The organism is Bacillus cereus group sp. Bc031, assembly GCF_027716265.1.
Classification (GTDB): Bacteria; Bacillota; Bacilli; order Bacillales; family Bacillaceae_G; genus Bacillus_A; species Bacillus_A paranthracis.
In genome coordinates, this window is the sequence record NZ_JAQFUL010000031.1 from 24,453 (window position 1) to 45,973 (window position 21,521).

The following is a 21,521-nucleotide window of genomic DNA, read 5'->3' on the forward strand; positions in this document are numbered from 1 at the left end:
GAGGAGAAATTAGATGTCAGTTAAGAAGAAAACGCAAGTACGCACCGGCAAAATGGTACGTGAACTAATGTTAGCAGACGAAGATGTAAATGCTTCGCTAATTATGGTATATAGTGAAAACGGTGTAAACGCAGAAATTAAAATCGAGGGCTTAACGCCGAAATGTAACGAAGAATTATTTTTGAGCGGAAACGTGGATTGGAACAAGAGTGTTATTTATAAAATTGTTGATTTCACTGGAAACGCTGAAGTTGGTAAAGTTACATTAACAGCGATGAACAAAAATAATGTTTCTCTAGAAATAGAACGCGTTATGTGGAGTAAAGAAAATAAAGAGGCTGCTGAACAAGAAGAAACAGTTGTAGAAACTACTCCGAAAAAAGAAGTAGTTGTAGAAGCTCCAAAAGCAGTTACACCTGCTCCAAAGCCTGTTACACGTGTAGAAACACCTGCTACAGCACCAACACCGAAGCCTACTCCGGCACCGAAGCCAGTAAGTGTAGAAGCAGCTGTGGAATTATCTACTCCAGCACCTGTGAAACGAGAAGTACCAACTCCGGTTACAAAGCAAGAGACAGCACCGGTCGCGCCTGCAAAACCGAAGCAACCTGCTTTGACTGAAACAAATTCAAAACTACAAGAAAATTATGTGAAACTCGTGAAAAAGACAATTGAAGTTTGTCAAGATTACGAGCTTGGCATCGACATAGATGATTCTATTGAAGGCTTAAAAGAAGAACTACAAAGCCAAGGTATTAGCGTTACATTTGACAAAGAAATTATGGACGTTGTCAATCGCCTTCGTTCTTTACAAGATAAAGGAATCAAAGTAGAAAAAGTACTTAATTTACTATAAAAAAATAAGAGGCGGCAATTGCCACCTCTTATTTTTTATAATTCCATTCTTTACTTTCATACTTTTCTTTTGCTAACGTTTGCACTTCATGTAATTGTTCTTCTGTTAATTCATACGGAACAAGCTCTACATCTAATCCTTTTTCAAACCCAACCTCAAACGCTTTAATTAACTGCTCGATTGTAAACGTACGGTCTGTTAATTCATTAATTGCTACCGCTTTAGATGAGAACATACTCTTCATACGTTCTTTCACACGTTCATTCGGGAATAAAAACAGATCATATAACTCATCTAAATCTATTTCTAATGGAATCGACCCGTGCTGTAAAATAACGCCTTTTTGACGTGTTTGCGCACTACCTGCGATTTTTCTTCCTTCTACTACAATTTCATACCAAGACGGCGCATCAAAACATACGCCTGAACGTGGATTTTTTAAATTTTCACGATCTGCTTCTGTTTTTGGAACTGCATAATACGCTTCTAACCCTAATGCTTTAAAACCATCTAATAAACCTTGCGAAATAACACGATACGCTTCTGTAACTGTTTTTGGCATATTTGGATGATCTTCAGACACAATAACACTGTACGTTAATTCTTTATCGTGTAGTACACCCCTGCCGCCTGTTTGACGACGAACGAATCCATATTTCTTTTCGTTAACTACATCCATATTAATATCTTTTTCAACACGCTGGAAATATCCGACTGTTAATGTTGGTACTTCCCATTCATAAAAGCGAATAGTTGGTGGCATTTTCTTTTCACTTTGCCAATTTAATAGACATTCATCTAACGCCATATTAAATGCCGGTGAACATTGACCAGAGTTAATATAACACCATTTTTCTTTTCCCATCCTGCACCTCATATAACCAATTATTTTTCACATTCTCTAGTCTACCAAATTCGACAAAATTTGTGAAAGAATACGAAATTTCTTCTTATATACAAATGAATCTGTTGCATAAATACATACGGGCATTATAATATTGAAAGTAGGATAAGAAAAAAGGGAGCGATAGAATCGTGTCAACAACTTGGATTATTTTATTAGCCGTAATCGTAGCGTTCATCGGTTACACTGTATGGATGTATTTCTATCAGAAGAAATTAATTACAACACTTTCAGAAGAAGAGTTTCGCGCTGGCTACCGTAAAGCACAGCTTATCGATATTCGCGAAGCAGACGAATATACTGCAGGGCATATTTTAGGCGCACGTAACATTCCGTTATCACAAATTCGCCTTCGTCATAAAGAACTTCGTAAAGATCAACCAGTTTACTTATACTGTCAAAGTGGATTCCGTACCGGTCGTGCGGCTCAATACTTAAAGAAACAAGGCTACAAAGATTTCTACCAATTACAAGGTGGATTTAAAACGTGGACTGGAAAAATTAAAAAGAAATAATAACATACAAAAACTAGCTGAATAATTCAGCTAGTTTTTTCATTTGAAAACTTTCCACGTTATTCTCACACATTTTGACAAAAATTCTTTTATAGACGCAAGAAAGACCCCTATCATTCTCACGCCCAAATAAAAAGGTTACGCGAATAACAGAAGTCATATTTATAACATAGTTTGTGAAAAGCTTTTCAGGTCAAGATTTTTTTCATTCTTATTATTTTCCCTTTATAATAAGAGGAAGAGGTGATACATATGGCCAATATAAAACAAATTGCAAAAACCGCTGGTGTATCCATATCAACTGTTTCTCGCGTCCTGAATAATCACCCTTACGTAAAAGAAGAAAAACGTAAGCGTGTTCTAGATGCTGTTGAAGAATTGAACTATGCCAAAAATATAAATGCTATTCATTTAATAAAAGGAAAAACATATACGATCGGTGTTATGCTCCCTTTCATTAACCTTCCATACTTCAGTACCATTATTGAAGGAATCGGTAACGAAGCGTTAGCAGCTGGATATCACATTAATTTATGTCAAACGAATTACGATAGTATCGAAGAAATTCGTGTTCTGGAAATGATGAAAATGAAACAATTCGACGGGATGATTATTTGCTCTCGAACGAGTTCATGGGAACAAATTGAAACTTTCGCAAAATTCGCTCCTATTATTTCATGCGAAAAAATGCACCACCCCCTCATTTCATCTGTCTACGTAGATCATTATGAAGGCTTCCGTCTCGGCACCGCCTATTTACTCAATAAAGGTCATGAAAAAATCGGGATTTGTTTAGCAAGAAAAACAAGTGTAAATTCTATGGAACGTGAAAAAGCGTTTGCTGATACACTTCGTAACGAAGGCAAAACGTTACATCCCGAATGGATTTTTCACCAATGCTATACAATGCAAGACGGTGCACAAATACTCCATCGTATTGTAAACATGAAAAATCGTCCAACCGCTATTTTTACAGCGAACGATCAAGTTGCAGCTGGTTTATTAACAGAGGCTCGAAAGCAAGGTCTTCGAGTACCCGAAGATCTTGCTATCCTCGGATTTGATAATCATGAAATTTCAAAGGCGTTAGAAATTTCAACAATTGAACATCCCGGTCTCGAAATGGGCTCACATGCGTTTTCTTTATTCCATAAACAAATCCAAAGCGAGCAAATTATCGGGAACGCAAAAGAGCTTTCATTCCATTTAATCGAACGAGATACTGTCTAATAAGAGCGTTACCTATAGCGCTCTTTTTCAGCTCTTCACCTATTGACTTTATATTTTTACTCGCATATAATAAACCTAACGAACGGTAGGTAGGGGATGAAAATGACAGCAAACCGCATTAAAGCTGTAGCACTTTCTCATTTCGCACGCTACGGCTACGAAGGAACTTCATTAGCAAATATTGCTCAAGAAGTCGGGATTAAAAAACCATCAATTTACGCACACTTTAAAGGAAAAGAAGAGCTATATTTTATATGCTTAGAATCCGCTCTTCAAAAAGATTTACAGAGCTTCACAGGCGATATCGAAAAGTTTTCCAATTCGTCTACTGAAGAATTGCTCTTACAGCTACTAAAGGGCTATGCAAAACGATTTGGTGAAAGTGAAGAATCAATGTTTTGGTTACGAACTTCTTATTTTCCGCCTGATGCATTTCGCGAACAAATTATTAATAAAGCAAATGTACACATTGAAAACGTCGGAAAACTTTTATTCCCTGTATTTAAAAAAGCAAGCGAACGAGATGAGTTGCATAACATTGAAGTAAAAGACGCCTTAGAGGCTTTTCTATGCTTACTTGACGGTCTTATGGTTGAACTACTATACGCAGGTTTAAATCGTTTTGAGACACGTTTAGACGCTTCTTGGAAAGTATTTTGGCGTGGACTTTCAAACTGACGGATTGCTCCTTTGCAATGCGTCGTTTTTAAGCCCTTTACCTAACGACTGGTAGGAAGGAGAAATGACATATGGCATGGATTTATGTAATCTTAGCTGGTATTATTGAAATCTTTTGGGTAATTGGATTAAAACACGCGGAGGCTCCACTTGAATGGGCTGGTGTTGCGTTATTAATTACAATTAGTTTCGTCTTATTATTTAGGGCTTATAAAGATTTACCTGTTGGTACTGTATACGCAGTCTTCACTGGAATTGGAGCTGGTGGAATCGTTCTTACAGAAATTTTCGTTTTCGGAGAGCCATTCTCTATCGTAAAAGTATTATTAATTGGTTTAATCTTCTTTGGCGTAATTGGTTTAAAGCGAGTAACAGAAGAAAAAGAAGAGAAGGAGGCCGCATAAAATGGCTTGGGTATTTTTAATTCTAGCTGGTATTTGTGAAATTATTGGTGTACTCTTTATGAAAGTAGCCACTGAAAAGAAAGGCTGGGCACCAAAAGTTATTTTAATCGCTAACTTCGGCGTAAGCTTCTTCTTCTTATCCCTTGCGATGAACACATTACCGATGGGAACTGCTTACGCGATTTGGACTGGAATCGGAACTGCCGGAAGTGCACTTCTAGGCATCCTTATTTTCCGCGAATCAGCGGATTGGCGTCGTCTTGCTTTCTTAAGCTGCATTCTATGCGGCGCTGTTGGCTTAAAACTATTAAGCTAACGTGAGGTGAATGTCATGTGGAAAGAAAAAGGGAAGCAACTGTTAGCATGGATCACACTTAGTATCGTCATTCTATTACAAATAAGTTTTCACATAATAGAATGGTTGTTTCATAAAGTAGTATCCATTCTCACATTCCTTCCTAACATGACACTTGAAATAATATCAATCGTCTGGTCCATTATTGCCTCCATTGCAATCGTCATTATATGGAGTATCGCCAGGCTATGGAATAAGTTATTTAAAAAGGACAGTTCTTCTGAAAAAGAGTAACTGTCCTTTTTTATATTCATTCAGACTTTCTGTAGAAGTTTGATGTGATAAGACAAAGAAGACCAACTATGACAATACTTATACCAATCACTTTATGCAAACTAGGAAATAACGGTGGTATATCTGAATAAACATTTTCTAATATGAGACCGATTGAAACGAAAAATACCCCTATTCTATATAACCATTTTCTTTTGTTCATCATTCTCCCCTCCTAAAATTTTCCATACACTCCTTTCTTTTGGACATACTACCTAAAAAAGGAGTGGATAATATGCAAAATTCTATACATAAGCAAATCCTATTTTTATTTTTCCTCTTTCTTATTCTCGTTATCGTTTTCAGCTTTATATTACATACTCCAAAAGATGTTGTACCGAATAGCCTCTCTGTTTATAAAGTGAAACTTTAATCAGTGGGGGTTTTGTTCATCCCCCACTGATTATTAGTTGAACCAATCGGACTTTTACGGACAGTTGATCCCCCACCTAACTTCTTTGCTTCCACTGAATTTTGAGGTGGGGGTCTTACTGCCCGTTAAAGCGGGATAAACTTTTACTTTCCTATTGTCGCTATTGAAGAAGGTGCCTTACATAAGGCACCTTTTAAAATTCTCTCTTCTCATACAATTTCACTGAAACGAAGATAGATATTATAAACATGCATATTGAACTAATGAATAACACGCTGTTATATAGTTGAATTTGTTCCATGCTGATTTCAAAGAACATGGTACCAATTGCTGTCGGTGCTATTAGTATAAAAAACGTAATAAAAGTAGCTTTTTTGTAGCTAACCCAAAACAACATCGGTAAGACAAAACTTAAATATATAAAAACAAAACCAGAAATCGTAATTACTGTTGTCGTTATAAATTCAACAGTTCCATCTTCAAACCGATTAATTACTACAGGACTAGACACTATCATACTTATAATAAAAATAATAAGTGCCATTATGTATTTAGCTAACACAATTTGCGTTCTTGCTAGTGGTAAACTATTTACTATTACTTCACTATTATATTTTTTATCGTCATTAAATGTTCTTAAAATTGCTATAACTGGAATTATAGCTGACATAATTATGTAAAAACTTTTCATGTCTATTAATGTCATATACATGAAAAGAGGATATATTAAGTGCCATATTAAATACTTCCATTGCACGATAAAGTCTTTTATTATAAGTTGCTTCACAATCGCTCCCTCCTTATAAATCACGCTCATTGTATAAGTTAATTGAGAGTAACATGGATATAACATACAAAATAAGAAGCCCTGCTATAAAACAAATATTTACGACTAGACTCGTGCTCCAAGCATTTTCTACATCTAACCATTCACTACTTACAATCACTCCACTTAATCCACCAACTATAATTCCCATAAAATAAGCAACCTGTTTCGAACTGCTATATTCTACCGAAAATTCAATTGGTAGTACGATCATGCTATAAACCAATCCTCCCGTTATTCCGCCAAGAATCTCTCCCCACAGCATAAATCCAGTTATATGTTCATTTTGCAACTGAATTAGACCAACTAAAAGTGAGAAAATCACACCTAAAAGAACTAAAATGCTTACAAATACGTATTTTGCTACGATAATGTCTTTACGATCAAACGGTAAACTATTTAATATTTTTTCACTCTTACTTCTAGCCTCATAACTGGTCGACCATATCGTTCCAAGGATAGGTATAGATATGCTAAGCTTCAAAAGAAAATTGTCGCTACCAAAATCAACAATTATCAGGAAAAGCAAACATATAAAACTAATAAATCCCAACTTTCTTTGCAACATCATATCTTTGAAAACTAGTTGCTTAATCATATATTACACCTCACTAAACTCATTCCTTAACATCAATTATTCATTTTTATATAAGGCCAGTCATAAGTATTAAAGCTCTCTCTTTTTAAAACTCACAATAGCTACAAACATTGAAGCTAAATAACTTACACACGCGCCTATACTTAAAACACTTACAACTAATAGCACATTTGAAGTTCGAAAAATCATTACCATAAGCCTTTCATCCGTAAATATATTGCACATAAATCCTAGTAAACCTATTATAGGAAAAAGCATAACTAATCCCAGCATAGTAACCGTTCGCTTATCCTCACTATATTTTATGGGAAGGATCATAACAGCATACAGAATAGAAAAGAAAATAGCTATAAATGCTGCATACCAAGGAATATTTATATTCTCTTTTAATACACATACAGGTAGTACAAAGAAAACGAATGTAATGATTAAGCTGAATGCCATAAAAAATAGTGTAGATATGTATTTCGCAATGACAATATCTTTTCTAGTAAAAGGTAGACTTACTAATATTTTTTCCGTACTATTTTTCTCTTCATTTGATAAAGAGATTGAAATCATCAAAAGACATATAGCAAAACAAACATACGCCATTTGAAATGGTTCTATAGAGTTTTGGAATGCTCCGTATATTGGTAAGATCAAATAGATAAGAAACATTTTTCTTTGTAAGAAAAACTCCTTCAAAATCAATTGCTGCATGGTAATTCCCCTCTCTATAAATCACGCGCTCCATAAATTTTAATTGCAAGAAACATAGAAGCGATATAAATACTGACTAATGCAATGAATCCAACTATAAATACACCAATATGCAGAGGATTCATAATCCAATCAAGGAATGAAGGTGCTACTTCCTTTATTCCATCACTAATAAATATCCAAAGTATCCCGCTAACTATTATTGAAGCTGCTGCTATTATACTTATTACCGCCTTTGATTTTGTAACATAATACATAGGGGAAAAGGTGACCATCCAAAATACGGCATAAACAATTCCATTTATTACTTCATACCATGAAATCTCAATATAAAGCTTAGGATAGTATGCACCGATATCACCAATAACAGCGATACACCTTATAAGAAAAACAACTAGCATAGTAGAAATCATGCCCCCTACAATGAATATTGCACAGGAAATATATCTAGCAATTATGATATCCTTTCTACTTAGCGGTAAGCTATTAATCATAATGTCACTTGTATTCCGTTCATCTATTATGATTAATATAATAACTGAGGAAAGAGTTATAAATACACAACTCATAGGAAACAGCATTCTATCACCGTTTTCAAATAAAAAGAATATAAAGGGTATAGTAAGATACACTGGCCATATCCCTCGAAAAAAGAACAAATCTTTATATACGAGCTGACGCATAGGCACCCCTCCCTTTCGCAGTGTAAACGATAATATCATCTAATGTAGGCTTTTCTAGTACAACCTCATTTCCAAACCAGTCAATAATTGCTTGTTTATCCTTCGCTAAACCTTCAAAACCAAATTTATTTTTTCGTAATCCAACAAATAGTTCTTTTCCTTCTCGATCTAATAAATCATTACTTCCTTTTACGATTACGTAGTTCTCCATCAAGTCTTCTTTTTCACCAGTAAATATAATTTCTCCATCGTTGATAAACGTAATATAATCTGCAATGCGCTCTAAATCTGTTGTAATGTGCGTTGAGAATAATACCGATACTTCATCTTCCATTACAATTTCTTGCAACATATCAAGTAATTCACTTCGAACAACTGGATCTAATCCTGCTGTTGGTTCATCCATGATGATAAATTCTGCGTGGTGCGAGAGCGCAATGGCAATCGCAAATTTCATTTTCATTCCTTTTGATAATTCTTTAATTTTTTTATACTTCGGAACTTGCAATCTATGCATATACGATTGATACTGCTCTTCATCCCACTTTTTATATAACGGTGCAATAATACGCTTCATTTGCTCACACGTTAAATCTTCGTAATAATGATTTTCATCATATACAAAGCCGATATTTTGCTTTATTTCCTTTTCGGCTTTCTTATTGTCCTTGCCAAAAATTTTTATATCGCCGCTATCTTTTCGAATTAAATTCATAATCATTTTGATCGTCGTACTTTTCCCGGCCCCATTCGGTCCGACAAATCCCATAATATATCCGCGTGGTAATGTAAAACTTATATTTTTTACTGCAAAATCTTCATAGCTTTTACATACGTTTTTTAACTCTAACATCTCTTATTCCCCCTCATATAAACACGCAATCATCTGCTGTAATTCTTCAAGTGAAAGCTGTAACGCTTTACTTTCATTTACAATCTCTTCCGCTTTACTTTCCAATAGACGAAGCCTTTGTTCTTTTAATAGTTCATTATTTTTACGTGAAACATAAGTCCCCTTCCCAGCAACAGTTTCTATATATCCTTCTTTCTCAAGCTCCTCGTACGCACGCTTCGTAGTAATTACACTAATCTGTAATTCCTTTGCTAAGCTACGAATAGACGGTAATTGGTCTCCACCCTTTAAACCACCATTTAAAATAAGCTGGCTTAATTGTTTTCTTATCTGTACATAAATAGGGTCTTGGGAAGAATTCGAAATAATAATATTCATGTTTTCCTCCAGTGTGTATATACTGTATATACCTTATATATACAGTATATACACAACATCCTATTTTTGGCAAGAAAAAAAGACCAACATTTTCCTGTTGGCCTTTCGTATATGTATCACTTTTCAAAGCGATCTAACATCTCATCTCTCATTCCGAAACTCACTACCGCAATTCCTACATACATAAACAGAAGGAACGCCGGATGAACTGTGTTGTACCAAGTGCTATCAACAATTAAATAAATCGTTAATGCCACAACAAGAACAAACGCTAAGATAAACATATAAAAGTGTCTTGTACTACCCATGATAAACTCCTCTCTTCTCACTTCACCATTCAACAGTATATTTTATCGAATAATTCGATATGACTCAAGGTTAACTTTCTGTTATGTAATCAAGTTCCACCTTTACAATGTCCTCACATGCTATTGAAATGATCGTTCCTTGCTTATCAATTGCCGTCACTTCTCTATTATCCATTACACGATGCGCTACTCTTTCTAGTACTTTTCCTTGATCTCGGTAACAAAATTCTTTTACATCTTTAATTGTTTCTCCATTTTCTAAATGGTATACCATCCTATAACATCGATATCCCACACTTTCACCCCCGTCTTGCTCGTTTTTTCACATATACATAAAAATGAGTAATTTTTGCCTCATCACACCTTCTTAATTTCAATAAAATTCTAACAAAAATAAATACTTTTATCAAACTGACTTTTTCAACAAAATCACCTATAAAACTGCTTCTTTACACCATTATGAAACAAAAAATATAAATTTTTAACATTTTCTTCACCACTTCTGCATAAAGTGAAACTTTAATCAGTGGGTGTTTTTGTTCATCTCTACTGATTACCAGGCCACAAATTGCGGAACAAATTCTCCATACAAAAAAAGAACTCGCATATAGCGAGTTCTTCCTTTGTTATTCTAATCAAACTTGTACAGGAGCTGGCTTTTCATAACGTAAAACTGGTTTACGTGCAGCCATCGTTTCGTCTAAACGTTTAATGACTGTTGTATGAGGTGCTTCTTGTACAACTTCTGGATTTTCTTCTACTTCTTTAGCGATTTGAATCATCTTATCAATGAAACCGTCTAATGTTTCTTTTGATTCTGTTTCCGTCGGCTCAATCATAATACATTCTTCCACATTTAATGGGAAGTAAATTGTTGGTGGATGGTAACCGAAATCAAGCAGACGTTTTGCGATATCTAATGTACGTACACCAAGTTTCTTTTGACGACGACCTGATAATACAAACTCATGCTTACAATGTCTATCGAATGGAAGATCATAAAATGGTGCTAATCTTCTCATCATATAGTTCGCATTTAATACCGCATACTCTGTTACTGCACGCAAGCCATCTGGCCCCATAGAACGAATGTATGTGTATGCACGAACGTTAATTCCGAAGTTACCATAGAATGGTTTTACGCGCCCAATTGCTTCTGGACGATCATAGTTAAAGTGATAGCCATTTTCCGTTTTCTCTAAAATTGGTTTTGGTAAGTACGGAATTAAATCAGCTTTCACACCTACTGGACCAGAACCTGGTCCACCGCCGCCGTGAGGACCTGTAAATGTTTTATGAAGGTTTAAATGCACAACGTCAAATCCCATATCTCCTGGGCGCGCTTGGCTTAATACTGCATTTAAGTTTGCACCATCATAGTATAATTTACCGCCTGCGTTATGGACGATTTCTGCCATTTCTAAAATATTTTCTTCGAATAAACCTAATGTATTAGGGTTTGTTAACATAAGTGCTGCTGTTTCTTCATTTACAACACGTTTTAAATCTTCTAAGTCAACAAGACCATGTTCATTTGATTTTACTGTAATTGTTTCAAAACCAGCTACAGTTGCAGATGCTGGGTTCGTTCCGTGAGCAGAGTCAGGAACAATTACTTTCGTACGGTTAAAGTCACCATTTGCTTCATGGTATGCACGAATTAACATTAAGCCTGTCCATTCTCCGTGTGCACCAGCTGCTGGTTGTAATGTAACAGTATCCATACCTGTAATTTCAATTAAATGCTCTTGTAAATCGTACATTAATTCCATTGCACCTTGTACTGTCTTTTCATCTTGCAGTGGATGAATATTTGCAAATCCTGCGAAACGAGCTACACTCTCATTAATTTTCGGATTATATTTCATCGTACAAGATCCAAGTGGATAGAAACCAGAATCAACACCGTGGTTACGGTTTGAAAGTGCTGTATAGTGGCGCATAATATCAAGTTCAGATACTTCTGGTAGCTCTGCATCTTCTACTCGAATATAATCGCTCTCAAATACATCTTCTAGTTTCACTTCTTCTACATCTAATTTTGGCAGGCTATATCCTATGCGTCCTTCTTTACTTACTTCAAAGATAAGTGCTTGGTCTTGGTTCTTCATTGGATAGCCCCCATTTCGTTTACAAGTGTGTCAATTTCCTCTTTTGTACGAAGCTCAGTTACTGCTACAAGCATATGGTTCTCATGCTCTTTATAATCACGGCCTAGGTCGTAACCGCCGATAATATTCTTTTGTAATAATGCATCGTTTACTTCTTTCACTGGGCGCTTGCAATCTACAACGAACTCATTGAAGAATGGTCCAGCAAATGTAACTGTGAAGCCTTTCGCTTCAAATTGACGTTTTGCATATTGTGCTTTAGAAATGTTTTGACGCGCCATTTCTTTCACACCTTGTTTACCAAGTGCCGTCATTGCAACAGAAGCTGCTAATGCATTTAACGCTTGGTTTGAACAAATGTTAGACGTCGCTTTATCACGGCGAATATGCTGTTCACGTGCTTGTAACGTTAATACAAATCCACGTTTACCATCTGAATCTACAGTTTGCCCGACAAGACGTCCTGGAATTTTACGCATGAATGCTTTCGTCGTTGCAAAGTAACCACAGTGTGGTCCACCAAACTGCGTTGGGATACCAAATGGTTGTGCATCACCGATGACAATATCAGCACCAAATTTTCCTGGTGGTGTTAATGCGCCTAATGATAATGGATTTGAAGAAACGATAAATAATGATTTTTGTTGATGAACGATTTTTTCAATATCAGCTAATTTTTCAACTTGTCCGAAGAAGTTTGGATATTGAACGATTACACAAGCAACTGTATCATCTACTTCACTTTGTAATACGTCTAAATCTGTTACACCATCTTTATGATTAATTTCAACAACTTCAAGATGTTGACCTTTTGCATACGTTTCAAGTACAGCTCTTGATTCTGGATGAACTGCGCTAGATACAAGAATTTTCTTTTTACGAGTATGGCCAGCTGCTAGCATTGCCGCTTCAGCTAAAGCTGTACCTCCGTCGTACATAGAAGAGTTTGCTACATCCATTCCTGTTAACTCACAAATCATTGTTTGGAATTCAAAAATTGCTTGTAATTCCCCTTGTGAAATTTCCGGTTGGTATGGCGTGTAAGCTGTATAAAATTCTGAGCGAGAGATAACATGATCTACAATTACTGGAGCATAATGATCGTATACGCCTGCTCCTAGGAAAGAAGCGTATTCTTTTAAGTTCGCATTTTTACTAGCCATTTGAGATAACTCTTTTAAAAGCTCTGGCTCTGATTTTGCTTCTTTAATTTTTAAATCCCCTTTAAAACGAACACTCTCTGGAATATCAGAGAATAACTCATCGATCGTTTGAACGCCGATCGTTTGTAACATTTCTTTTTTGTCTTCTTCTGTCATTGGAAGATAACGATGCAACATGAAATCTACCCCTCTCCCCGTTACTTTGAACGTTTATAAAATGGTGTTGGAACAACTACTGCTTTGACGCGTTTATTACGAATTTCAATTTCTACTTCTGTATCAACTGCTGCGTATTTTACATCAATTAGTGCTAAACCAATGCTTTTCTTTAACGTTGGAGATTGTGTACCACTCGTTACTTCCCCAATTTTTTCTTCTCCAATAAATACAGGGTAATGCGTACGAGGAATTCCACGTTCAATTACTTCGATGCCGACTAACTTACGAGGTGCACCGTTTTCTTTTTGCTCTTTTAACGTTGCTTTTCCAAAGAAGTCTGCTTCTTTATTTGGTTTTACCGCAAAGCCAATTCCAGCTTCAATCGGTGTAATATCTTTTGATAATTCTTGACCGTAAAGTGGTAATGTTGCTTCGAAGCGAAGTGTATCACGAGCACCTAAGCCACATGGTTTTAAGCCTTCTTCTGCTCCAACTTCAAGAAGTTTCTCCCAAACTTTTGCAGCATCTTCACTCTTACAGTAAATTTCAAATCCATCTTCACCTGTATAACCTGTACGAGATACAAGTGCTGAAATTCCATCTACAAGAATATCGTTTTTAAATTTAAAGAACTTAATTTCTTTCAAATCTTCTGACACAACTTTTTGTAAAATGCCTTCTGCTTTTGGTCCTTGAATTGCAAGCTGTGCAACTTCACTAGAAACATTGACTACTGTCGCATCGCCAATTACATGGCTAGCTAACCATTCGTAATCTTTCTCGATATTTGATGCGTTGATAACTAATAAATAGTCTTCTTCACCACGTTTGTAGATTAATAAATCATCTACTGTACCACCATTTTCGTAGCACATTGCTGTATATTGTGCGCCCCCTACCTTTAAGGTAGATACGTCATTTGTAACAACACGTTGTAAAAATGCTAAACTATCTACACCTTTTACCTCAACTTCTCCCATGTGAGACACATCGAACAAACCTGCCGCTGTACGTACAGCTTCATGTTCTTCTTTAATGCTTGAAAATTGAACTGGTAACTCCCAACCACCGAAGTCGATTGTTTTCCCACCATACTTCGCGTATACATCAAATAACGGTGTACGTTGTAATGTAATCATGATCTCTCCCCCTTATGCTCTGACAAATCAATAAAAGTTGTTACTCATTTCTAAACATTTTCATTCTAAAAAGATAGGATATACGGAATCTCATTATATTTTTTTATGAAAGCGTAAATAAAAAATCACTTTCTTGGATAAAATACGAAAGATTCCACACATTTCACACCATTATCCTAACATTATTCGCTATATTTCATCAATATTCTAGCATAAAAAATAATTTAGAATTTTTTACGCTTAATCTTATTACATACAGTTTTTAAGATTTAGTCCTTTATCTTTACTTATTGTTTACCTTTCAGTAAGTGTAATAGCGCCTTATTACAAGGCTTATATAGTAAAGATTTTTTCATAATTACTTTAGTTTATAAAAGGTGGGAGAGTCGTAATGAATGTCGATATTTCCATAGATCGAACGTGGCAAAACAATTTTTTAAATAGAATTGATGAAGATGGTCCTTGGACAAACTGGGATTTATATCATTTAGCTTATGAAACAGAAAAATCATTACTTGTTCCTACTTTTGATGGATTACAAGCACCGAAACATTTATCCCATTTCACACCACTTCCTCATCAATTAGAAGTCGCTCAAAATGTTATTGAACAAATGAATGGTAAAGCGATTCTAGCAGATGAAGTAGGACTTGGAAAAACGATTGAAGCTGGACTTATTTTAAAAGAATATATGGTCCGCGGCCTTGTGAAAAAAGTACTTATACTCGTTCCAGCCTCTCTCGTATCACAATGGGCATACGAATTAAATACAAAGTTTTTCATTCCAGCTGTAGCTCAAAAGAAAAGCTACTCGTGGGAACAAGCCGATGTGATTGTATCATCAATTGATACTGCAAAACGTTCCCCACATCGTGATATCGTTTTGAACTTAGAATATGACCTTATTATTATCGATGAAGCACATAAACTTAAAAATAATAAAACAAAAAACTATGAATTTGCACAGCGATTAAAAAAGAAATTTTGTTTATTATTAACCGCTACTCCTGTTCAAAATAAGATTGATGAAATCTTCAACCTTGTTTCTTTATTAAAACCAGGACACTTAGGCAATCAATCCAATTTTGAAGAATATTACGCTTCAAAAAATCGTTCAGCCGAATCTGATGAAGATTTAAAAGCTCTTATTAACAAAGTGATGGTCCGAAATCGGCGCCATAATACTGGGATTGATTGGCCAAAGAGACATGTACGTACAATTTTTGTTGAGTTTAATAAAGAAGAGCAAGATTTATATAACAATATTGAAAATTGGCGAGGACAAGATGCATTCACATCAGCTTTCTCATCGTTAACTTTAAAACGGGAAGCGTGTAGTAGTCGCGAGGCCGTTTACTATTCATTAAAAAAACATGTAGAAAAACGACAGAAGGAAAATGAACATTACGTAAAAGATCCGCATATCGATGTGCTAATGGACAAAATTAACCGTATTCCTTTTAACTCAAAAGCAAATAAAGCGCTAGAGCTTATAAAAGAAATTGACGATAAAGTCGTCATTTTCACAGAATACCGAGCGTCACAAATGTACTTACAATGGTTTTTACAACAGCACGGTATTTCTTCTGTCCCATTCCGCGGCGGATTTAAACGGGGAAAGAAAGATTGGATGAAGGAACTTTTCCAAAATCATGCGCAAGTGCTAATCGCAACGGAAGCTGGTGGTGAAGGAATTAACTTACAATTTTGTAGCCATATGATCAATTACGATTTACCATGGAACCCAATGCGCCTTGAACAAAGAATCGGACGTATTCACCGCCTTGGTCAAAAGAATGATGTTCATATTTATAACTTAGCTACAAAACACACTGTGGAAGAACATATTTTGAAACTGTTATATGAAAAAATTAATTTATTTGAGCGTGTGATCGGTGAACTTGATGAAATTTTAACGAGAATTAATATGAAAAACATCGACGCACACATTCAAGAAATATTTGCGCAATCAAAAAGCGAAGGAGAAATCCGAATTAAGATGGAAAACTTAACATCTATTATCGACTTTGCGAAGCGAAATGAAGCTGAGGTGCAAGGCTATGCAGCAACATGAAATTCATAATTACTTATACAATTTTTTTGAGGCGAATAACTGTGAAATTTTAGAACGTTCTCCTCATCTATTGGATGTGCAATTAACAATTGAGATGGATAAATTATTAATGAACCGTCCTTTTTATTGGCACTATCTTGAGAAGACAGGAGGCGTACCGAATCCGATGCGCCTTACTCTTATTACAAATCCAGAAAATGAAGAAAACGATGGTGAACTTATTCACTACGGTTCACCACGTCTTCATCAAATTTTTCAAACGACAAAAGAATTAGGCTCTTACATACGCTTATATGAGGAAGTACGGCATAGCGGAGCAACACATACACCGCTCCATCCGTGGCTCGGTGTAAATATAAAAGTTTCCTATCAATGTGATCGAAAAAAAGATATCCTCCACTCGATTGGCATTCATCTTATTTCTGGCACAATGATTGCAAACTTTCATGAAACATTAACTAAAATTAAACTTACACCGAAAATACCTGACTTTTGTTTTACGCTCTCGCCTATTATTAAACCGCAAAGCGGTTTACAACGTATAGAGGATGCTTTAAAAAATATTATTACAGAAGATGACCATACGTGGGCGAAAGAAGCAAGAATGCGCTGGAATCACGATTTGGACCTTTTAAATCGTTTTTATGAAGAAAGTGATGAACTTCCTGAAAGCTATGAAATTGAAAAACAAGCACTGCAAGAACAATATGAACCCCGCATTACAGTACAAATTATTAACGGTGGACTCTTTTATGTTACCGCGAATCATTTTCTAACTTAAAAAGCCCCTTCATTTTTGAAGTGGCCCCCGAAAACGGAACATATATCAAAATACCTAAACCATCTATTCCCTAAATTCTTTAGAGGATAGGTGGTGTAATTTTTCTTTAATTCGCACACAATTGTAGTAATAAATTTATTCTAGCACACTCTTTCGCACAGTTATATTGGATACTTTTATTATCTCTTACGAGTAGAAACTTCACTTTTCAAATGACCAAAGAAGCTTTACATGACGGCATTATCATGACAATTTCCTCTCCGGGACATGCTGGTGATAATGTCGTTTTCTTTGGTATACGCTTGAAATTTTTTCGCTGTATAAATAGGACATCTTTTACTTTTCGGCCTCTCATTGCTTATTTTAATGTCTTTATCACTAATATCAGTGTTTATGATTCGCTGATGACATAACTAATGATTTCATGATTAAAGGCATCCATGATTGTTCATAAATACAAGGTACGCTCTCCGAGTTAAGAAATTTAAAGAAATAACTAAAAATAAAATAACAATATATATTTCTCATAGGATGGCTTCAACAAAAATTGCAGACCGAATTATAGTTTTTAAACAAGCAGAGATCATTGAAACAGGTACCCGTGATGAACTCATAATCTTAGAAAAGGAATATTATCGATTATATACAATGCAGTCTGATTAGTATAATTCAAAGAAAAATAAAAAATCATTGGTGTAGAAACATTCCTACATCAATGATTTTTCGATTTAACCAGATGAGTTTCTTTTTAATTCTTTATATTTAAAATGTATATCATCCTTAACAAAGTCATCTACATGTCCTTTTATCCCTTTGTATGTACGTGTATTAAGTTTTCCAGTTTTCCATTGTTGGTGTAATTGCTTTAATACTTCCTTTTTCAAAAAAACAATCAATTCTTTTTCATGAATCCCTTGTTCTACGGCAATTTCACCTAATGACTTGCCATTCTGTATAGACTTACTATATTCTTCTTTAGGGATATTTAGGAACTTGTATAATTTTTTATAATTATGTTTATATCGAAAAGTACTATTATCCTCATGTGAAGTCATGTTACTTTTAGCCTCTACAAATACTACGGAAGAAAAGTTCAAACCTAAAAATGCCAAAATTATAATAAAACTTCTTAACATTATATTACCCCTTCCTATTTTTTAGTTCCGCTTATTATTTAACAAATTTCAACAATTTATATCTTTCAAAATACACCCTTATTTTCAGCTATAGACACCATCCTTATACAAAAAAATAAGAGTAGCCAATGGCTACTCTTACTCACTCACATATTTTTGAAACATATCATGGATGCCTTTATTTACTAGGTTCGAGATCTGCTCGTCAGATTTATTCGGATAACGATCACGCAATCTGATAGATGCCTTCACCATTAAATTTTCTAATACAGAACGGCCGCCTTCTCCATAAATAATTTCAGCATATTCAACAAGCCTTCCATCCTCTACTGTCGCTGGATTATGATTGAAGAAAAATTTACTCATTGCCTCCACCTCTCTCTTTTGATAACGTTTACATTTATATAAATTATTTATGTTATTTATTTCACAATATTGTATGCATGTATATTTAATTAGTTTCATTATAAAGCAACATATCGATAGTAAATATGTGATTTTCCGTCTATTTTGTGAACAAACTAAAAATGAAAGCGTTTCCTTTATTGTATACTAAAAAAACTTACTACGCTAGGGGTATTTTTTTCAATCTACTAAACATATACTTTTTCTTTTTCTTTTTCTTTTTCCACTAAACCTTATACAATTTTCAGAAATTATATTATAAAATATATGTATGACTTAAGGAGGCTGTATATGAATCAAAATAAAAAAGCTATATTAGATCTTGTCTTTTATCTCGGAATCCCATTCCTCATTTGGAAATTTGCAAAACCTTATATCGATCCTTATTACGCAATGTTACTTTCCTCTGTTCCGGGGATTATTTATACACTGTATACCTTTAAAAAAGAAAAACAGTTTAACGTAACAGGGTTCTTTATTTTAATTACACTCATTTCTAATACAACGGTAGATCTATTATCTGGATCAGCTGAACGAATGTTGTGGAACGATGCGTATTATCACATCGTACTCGGTATTATCGTTATATGCACAATTTTTATAAAAAAACCACTTATGTTATATTTCGCAGCAGATATTGCTGCACTGCAAGGCCATGACCGTGATAAAAGTCGTGAACTGTATCGTGATAGTCGTATCTATCCAGCATTGCAATATTTAACGCTCTTTTTCGGTCTACAATTCATATTAAAAAGCTTCTTAAAAATTTATTTCATCTCTGTTTTCGGTGTAGATGGCTACGGTGAAATGAGAGCAATTATGACCGCTGTTGGATGGGGCATTTCCATTTGTATCGGAATTGGATTTGTCTGGGTGAACAATAAAATACATGCCGTTACAGAAGAAAAAGAGTCTATGCAGTAAATGAAAATCCCCTAGTAGTACGATGCTACTAGGGGATTTTCATTTTGCTACACATATTACGAAATCTTTAACTTGATTTTTTTCTTTTATTTTTTACGTTTTGATAAAACAAAGCAGCACTTAGCGGCATAACACCAAACCACTTATTCATAAATGGCTCTTTTTCAGCACGACGTTGTTCTTTCTTTTGTTTACGATCTTCTTTTGGAGCATCCATATACGACACAAACTGCTGTGTCACAAAGCGAACATAATCATTAGTAGACATATTATCATCACCTCTACTTGATTAGTATGTCCACTTTTTTATTCATTAATCTTTTCTTTTAATTCATCCATAATTTGCTTTACAGACTTATTCGTCGTATCGATATGAATATGAGCCTCTTCATAATAAGCTCGGCGCGATTCGAATTTCGTTACAAATGCATCTATATCTTTCTTCTGAAATAGTGGCCGTGTCGTATCTTCACGAAGCCTTTCTGCAATTACATGTGGATCACAATATAAATACACGACAGTTCCATTTTCCTTCATCCACTTGCGGTTTTCCTCTCGCTCAATGATTCCGCCGCCAGTTGTAATGATTACATTTTCAACAGGTAGTGAACGTAACATCTCACTTTCATATTCCCGAAAAGCCATTTCACCTTCTTCGGCAAAAATATCACGAATCTCCTTCTCTTGCTTCTCTTCAATTTTTTGATCTGTATCTATAACATCCATATGAAGTTCTTTACTTAATGCTTTTCCAATTGTTGTTTTCCCAGCTCCCATATAGCCGGTTATGTATATAGATTTCATTTTCGTTCCTCTCAATCGTCATGTATTACTTGTTATTATAACGAAAGATGCTACTTTATTTAATAAAAAAACGTTTTGTTCTTCTTATACACTGAAGAACAAAACGTAACATACTCGCTTTATCTATAAGTACCTCTTCTCACCCACTGTGTTGCAATCCATTTCTCACCTTTCGTTACAGGTGCCCCTCCGTGTAACGTAAGCTCATTTAGTGATTGATCTTGATAGAAATACTCAAAGTATACTGCCATTCCCTTTCTAGGGTGCACAGAAAGATTTAATTTCGGAAAGAAAGTTTCTCCGCCTTCTTCTACATCATTTAAGTACATGACAAGCGTACTAATACGATTATTAGCAGCGGATCTACTATGTTCCGCAAAATAATCATAGTGTGCTTTATATTGTTGATCCACTTCATAATTTAAAATGTGTAATCCTTCTCCATGCGAAACAGGAACATTCATGATAGATGAAATTCGTTTTTCAATCTTCGCAGTAAGTTCATTATCATCTAAAAATGCACCACTACTCGTTCGAATATCATTTACATCACGTGATGAACCAACTTTAGAACGTGCTAATTTATTTTTAGACAATTCAATTAATTCATCACACTCTTCATCACTTAATACATTTCCTAACACGACAATAAGAGGTTCTTCGAATTTTGAAATAATTTGTATTTCCCTATCTTCTGTCATAATTGCATTTCCTTTATGATCAAAAATAGTTTGTTCCTTATTTTCACCTATTTGATTATTGTTTGTCATTTCCCTATTCTCCCTAAAAATAATGATTGGATAGCATGAATATATCATATTCTTTCTACCTTTCTCTTTTTTGAGAAAATTTAAACTTTTAATTGTTTTATTTATCCATTTCCTTTTAA

The 21,521-nt window shown here is 34.9% G+C and carries 29 protein-coding genes and 1 pseudogene; 11 read left to right on the plus strand and 19 right to left on the minus strand.

What is annotated here, in order from left to right:
* Nucleotides 1-13: 13 nt before the first annotated feature.
* A complete protein-coding gene (locus PDQ33_RS13975; protein WP_061132211.1) occupies nt 14-856 on the plus strand; it encodes a hypothetical protein in 843 nt (280 codons plus the stop codon).
* Nucleotides 857-884: 28 nt separating this feature from the next.
* On the opposite strand, the gene PDQ33_RS13980 is transcribed toward PDQ33_RS13975, so the two are convergent.
* A complete protein-coding gene (locus PDQ33_RS13980; RefSeq protein ID WP_000514079.1) occupies nt 885-1,721 on the minus strand; it encodes a lipoate--protein ligase family protein in 837 nt (278 codons plus the stop codon).
* 170 nt (nt 1,722-1,891) lie between these two features.
* Here PDQ33_RS13980 and PDQ33_RS13985 point away from each other — a divergent pair, with 170 nt between their 5' ends.
* The 6 genes from PDQ33_RS13985 (at nt 1,892) to PDQ33_RS14010 (ending at nt 5,176) form a co-directional block, all read left to right on the plus strand.
* Nucleotides 1,892-2,275, plus strand: coding sequence for a rhodanese-like domain-containing protein (locus PDQ33_RS13985; protein ID WP_000108655.1), 384 nt, complete (start codon nt 1,892-1,894; stop codon nt 2,273-2,275).
* 252 nt (nt 2,276-2,527) lie between these two features.
* Entirely contained in the window at nt 2,528-3,505 is a 978-nt protein-coding gene (locus PDQ33_RS13990) for a LacI family DNA-binding transcriptional regulator (protein WP_061132210.1), read from the plus strand.
* Between the two features lie 96 nt (nt 3,506-3,601).
* Nucleotides 3,602-4,183 (plus strand): TetR/AcrR family transcriptional regulator, encoded by a 582-nt coding sequence (locus PDQ33_RS13995; RefSeq protein WP_061132209.1) that lies wholly within the window; start codon nt 3,602-3,604, stop codon nt 4,181-4,183.
* Between the two features lie 71 nt (nt 4,184-4,254).
* Nucleotides 4,255-4,587, plus strand: coding sequence for a DMT family transporter (locus PDQ33_RS14000; RefSeq protein ID WP_044793815.1), 333 nt, complete (start codon nt 4,255-4,257; stop codon nt 4,585-4,587).
* Nucleotide 4,588: 1 nt separating this feature from the next.
* Entirely contained in the window at nt 4,589-4,903 is a 315-nt protein-coding gene (locus PDQ33_RS14005; protein ID WP_000312623.1) for a DMT family transporter, read from the plus strand.
* Nucleotides 4,904-4,918: 15 nt separating this feature from the next.
* Nucleotides 4,919-5,176, plus strand: coding sequence for a DUF3975 family protein (locus tag PDQ33_RS14010; RefSeq protein WP_000265386.1), 258 nt, complete (start codon nt 4,919-4,921; stop codon nt 5,174-5,176).
* 16 nt (nt 5,177-5,192) lie between these two features.
* Here PDQ33_RS14010 and PDQ33_RS14015 read toward each other — a convergent pair whose 3' ends face one another.
* From PDQ33_RS14015 to gcvT, 12 genes are all read right to left on the minus strand, one after another.
* The gene (locus PDQ33_RS14015) at nt 5,193-5,381 is read right to left on the minus strand and encodes a hypothetical protein (RefSeq protein WP_001998230.1); all 189 of its coding nucleotides are present in this window, start codon (nt 5,379-5,381) and stop codon (nt 5,193-5,195) included.
* A gap of 400 nt (nt 5,382-5,781) precedes the next feature.
* Nucleotides 5,782-6,375 carry an ABC-2 transporter permease gene (locus tag PDQ33_RS14020; RefSeq protein WP_000811438.1) on the minus strand — a complete coding sequence of 198 codons (594 nt, stop codon included), beginning with the start codon at nt 6,373-6,375 and terminating at the stop codon, nt 5,782-5,784.
* 13 nt (nt 6,376-6,388) lie between these two features.
* Nucleotides 6,389-7,012: an ABC-2 transporter permease gene (locus PDQ33_RS14025; protein ID WP_000595360.1), complete on the minus strand. Its 624-nt coding sequence runs from the start codon at nt 7,010-7,012 to the stop codon at nt 6,389-6,391.
* Between the two features lie 69 nt (nt 7,013-7,081).
* The gene (locus PDQ33_RS14030) at nt 7,082-7,714 is read right to left on the minus strand and encodes an ABC-2 transporter permease (protein WP_001186581.1); all 633 of its coding nucleotides are present in this window, start codon (nt 7,712-7,714) and stop codon (nt 7,082-7,084) included.
* A 14-nt stretch (nt 7,715-7,728) separates the two neighbouring features.
* A complete protein-coding gene (locus tag PDQ33_RS14035) occupies nt 7,729-8,397 on the minus strand; it encodes an ABC-2 transporter permease (protein WP_270393371.1) in 669 nt (222 codons plus the stop codon).
* Nucleotides 8,378-9,250 (minus strand): ABC transporter ATP-binding protein, encoded by an 873-nt coding sequence (locus PDQ33_RS14040; RefSeq protein WP_000891296.1) that lies wholly within the window; start codon nt 9,248-9,250, stop codon nt 8,378-8,380. The genes PDQ33_RS14035 and PDQ33_RS14040 overlap by 20 nt, the downstream gene beginning before the upstream one ends.
* Nucleotides 9,251-9,253: 3 nt before the next feature.
* Nucleotides 9,254-9,628, minus strand: a complete 375-nt coding sequence (locus tag PDQ33_RS14045) for a GntR family transcriptional regulator (protein ID WP_001021352.1) — start codon at nt 9,626-9,628, stop codon at nt 9,254-9,256.
* Nucleotides 9,629-9,744: 116 nt separating this feature from the next.
* Nucleotides 9,745-9,936, minus strand: a complete 192-nt coding sequence (locus PDQ33_RS14050; protein ID WP_000535935.1) for a hypothetical protein — start codon at nt 9,934-9,936, stop codon at nt 9,745-9,747.
* A gap of 70 nt (nt 9,937-10,006) precedes the next feature.
* Nucleotides 10,007-10,210 carry a DUF3929 family protein gene (locus tag PDQ33_RS14055; RefSeq protein WP_000262495.1) on the minus strand — a complete coding sequence of 68 codons (204 nt, stop codon included), beginning with the start codon at nt 10,208-10,210 and terminating at the stop codon, nt 10,007-10,009.
* 361 nt (nt 10,211-10,571) lie between these two features.
* On the minus strand, nt 10,572-12,047 hold the full coding sequence (gene gcvPB, locus PDQ33_RS14060; protein ID WP_000795699.1) for an aminomethyl-transferring glycine dehydrogenase subunit 2: 1,476 nt from the start codon (nt 12,045-12,047) through the stop codon (nt 10,572-10,574).
* Complete coding sequence (gcvPA, locus tag PDQ33_RS14065; protein ID WP_000903231.1) at nt 12,044-13,387, minus strand: aminomethyl-transferring glycine dehydrogenase subunit 1; 1,344 nt, start codon at nt 13,385-13,387, stop codon at nt 12,044-12,046. Before gcvPA ends, gcvPB begins: the two co-directional genes overlap by 4 nt.
* Before the next feature lie 20 nt (nt 13,388-13,407).
* Nucleotides 13,408-14,508, minus strand: a complete 1,101-nt coding sequence (gene gcvT, locus PDQ33_RS14070) for a glycine cleavage system aminomethyltransferase GcvT (RefSeq protein WP_270393369.1) — start codon at nt 14,506-14,508, stop codon at nt 13,408-13,410.
* A 391-nt stretch (nt 14,509-14,899) separates the two neighbouring features.
* Here gcvT and PDQ33_RS14075 point away from each other — a divergent pair, with 391 nt between their 5' ends.
* Together PDQ33_RS14075 and PDQ33_RS14080 are read left to right on the plus strand one after the other, a co-directional pair.
* Nucleotides 14,900-16,582 carry a DEAD/DEAH box helicase gene (locus tag PDQ33_RS14075; RefSeq protein ID WP_001100025.1) on the plus strand — a complete coding sequence of 561 codons (1,683 nt, stop codon included), beginning with the start codon at nt 14,900-14,902 and terminating at the stop codon, nt 16,580-16,582.
* Nucleotides 16,569-17,363, plus strand: coding sequence for a YqhG family protein (locus PDQ33_RS14080; protein WP_270755934.1), 795 nt, complete (start codon nt 16,569-16,571; stop codon nt 17,361-17,363). Before PDQ33_RS14075 ends, PDQ33_RS14080 begins: the two co-directional genes overlap by 14 nt.
* A 63-nt stretch (nt 17,364-17,426) precedes the next feature.
* On the opposite strand, the pseudogene PDQ33_RS29190 reads toward PDQ33_RS14080, so the two are convergent.
* From PDQ33_RS29190 to PDQ33_RS14095, 3 genes and pseudogenes are all read right to left on the minus strand, one after another.
* A pseudogene (locus PDQ33_RS29190) lies at nt 17,427-17,641 on the minus strand (IS3 family transposase); the annotation flags it as partial.
* Between the two features lie 450 nt (nt 17,642-18,091).
* Nucleotides 18,092-18,499 carry a hypothetical protein gene (locus PDQ33_RS14090; RefSeq protein WP_000946274.1) on the minus strand — a complete coding sequence of 136 codons (408 nt, stop codon included), beginning with the start codon at nt 18,497-18,499 and terminating at the stop codon, nt 18,092-18,094.
* Between the two features lie 138 nt (nt 18,500-18,637).
* Nucleotides 18,638-18,865: a hypothetical protein gene (locus PDQ33_RS14095; RefSeq protein WP_000032699.1), complete on the minus strand. Its 228-nt coding sequence runs from the start codon at nt 18,863-18,865 to the stop codon at nt 18,638-18,640.
* 73 nt (nt 18,866-18,938) lie between these two features.
* Between PDQ33_RS14095 and PDQ33_RS14100 the strand changes: the two genes are divergently transcribed.
* Nucleotides 18,939-19,055, plus strand: a complete 117-nt coding sequence (locus PDQ33_RS14100) for a GTP pyrophosphokinase (RefSeq protein ID WP_071727059.1) — start codon at nt 18,939-18,941, stop codon at nt 19,053-19,055.
* A 140-nt stretch (nt 19,056-19,195) separates the two neighbouring features.
* On the plus strand, nt 19,196-19,828 hold the full coding sequence (locus PDQ33_RS14105) for a VC0807 family protein (RefSeq protein WP_270755930.1): 633 nt from the start codon (nt 19,196-19,198) through the stop codon (nt 19,826-19,828).
* A gap of 67 nt (nt 19,829-19,895) precedes the next feature.
* Here the strand turns inward: PDQ33_RS14105 and PDQ33_RS14110 are convergent, their stop codons facing one another.
* From PDQ33_RS14110 to PDQ33_RS14120, 3 genes are all read right to left on the minus strand, one after another.
* Complete coding sequence (locus PDQ33_RS14110; RefSeq protein ID WP_000106079.1) at nt 19,896-20,096, minus strand: YqzE family protein; 201 nt, start codon at nt 20,094-20,096, stop codon at nt 19,896-19,898.
* A gap of 38 nt (nt 20,097-20,134) precedes the next feature.
* Nucleotides 20,135-20,632, minus strand: a complete 498-nt coding sequence (gene aroK, locus PDQ33_RS14115) for a shikimate kinase AroK (protein ID WP_000836626.1) — start codon at nt 20,630-20,632, stop codon at nt 20,135-20,137.
* Nucleotides 20,633-20,751: 119 nt separating this feature from the next.
* Nucleotides 20,752-21,402, minus strand: coding sequence for a 2OG-Fe(II) oxygenase (locus tag PDQ33_RS14120; protein WP_061132206.1), 651 nt, complete (start codon nt 21,400-21,402; stop codon nt 20,752-20,754).
* Nucleotides 21,403-21,521: the final 119 nt, after the last annotated feature.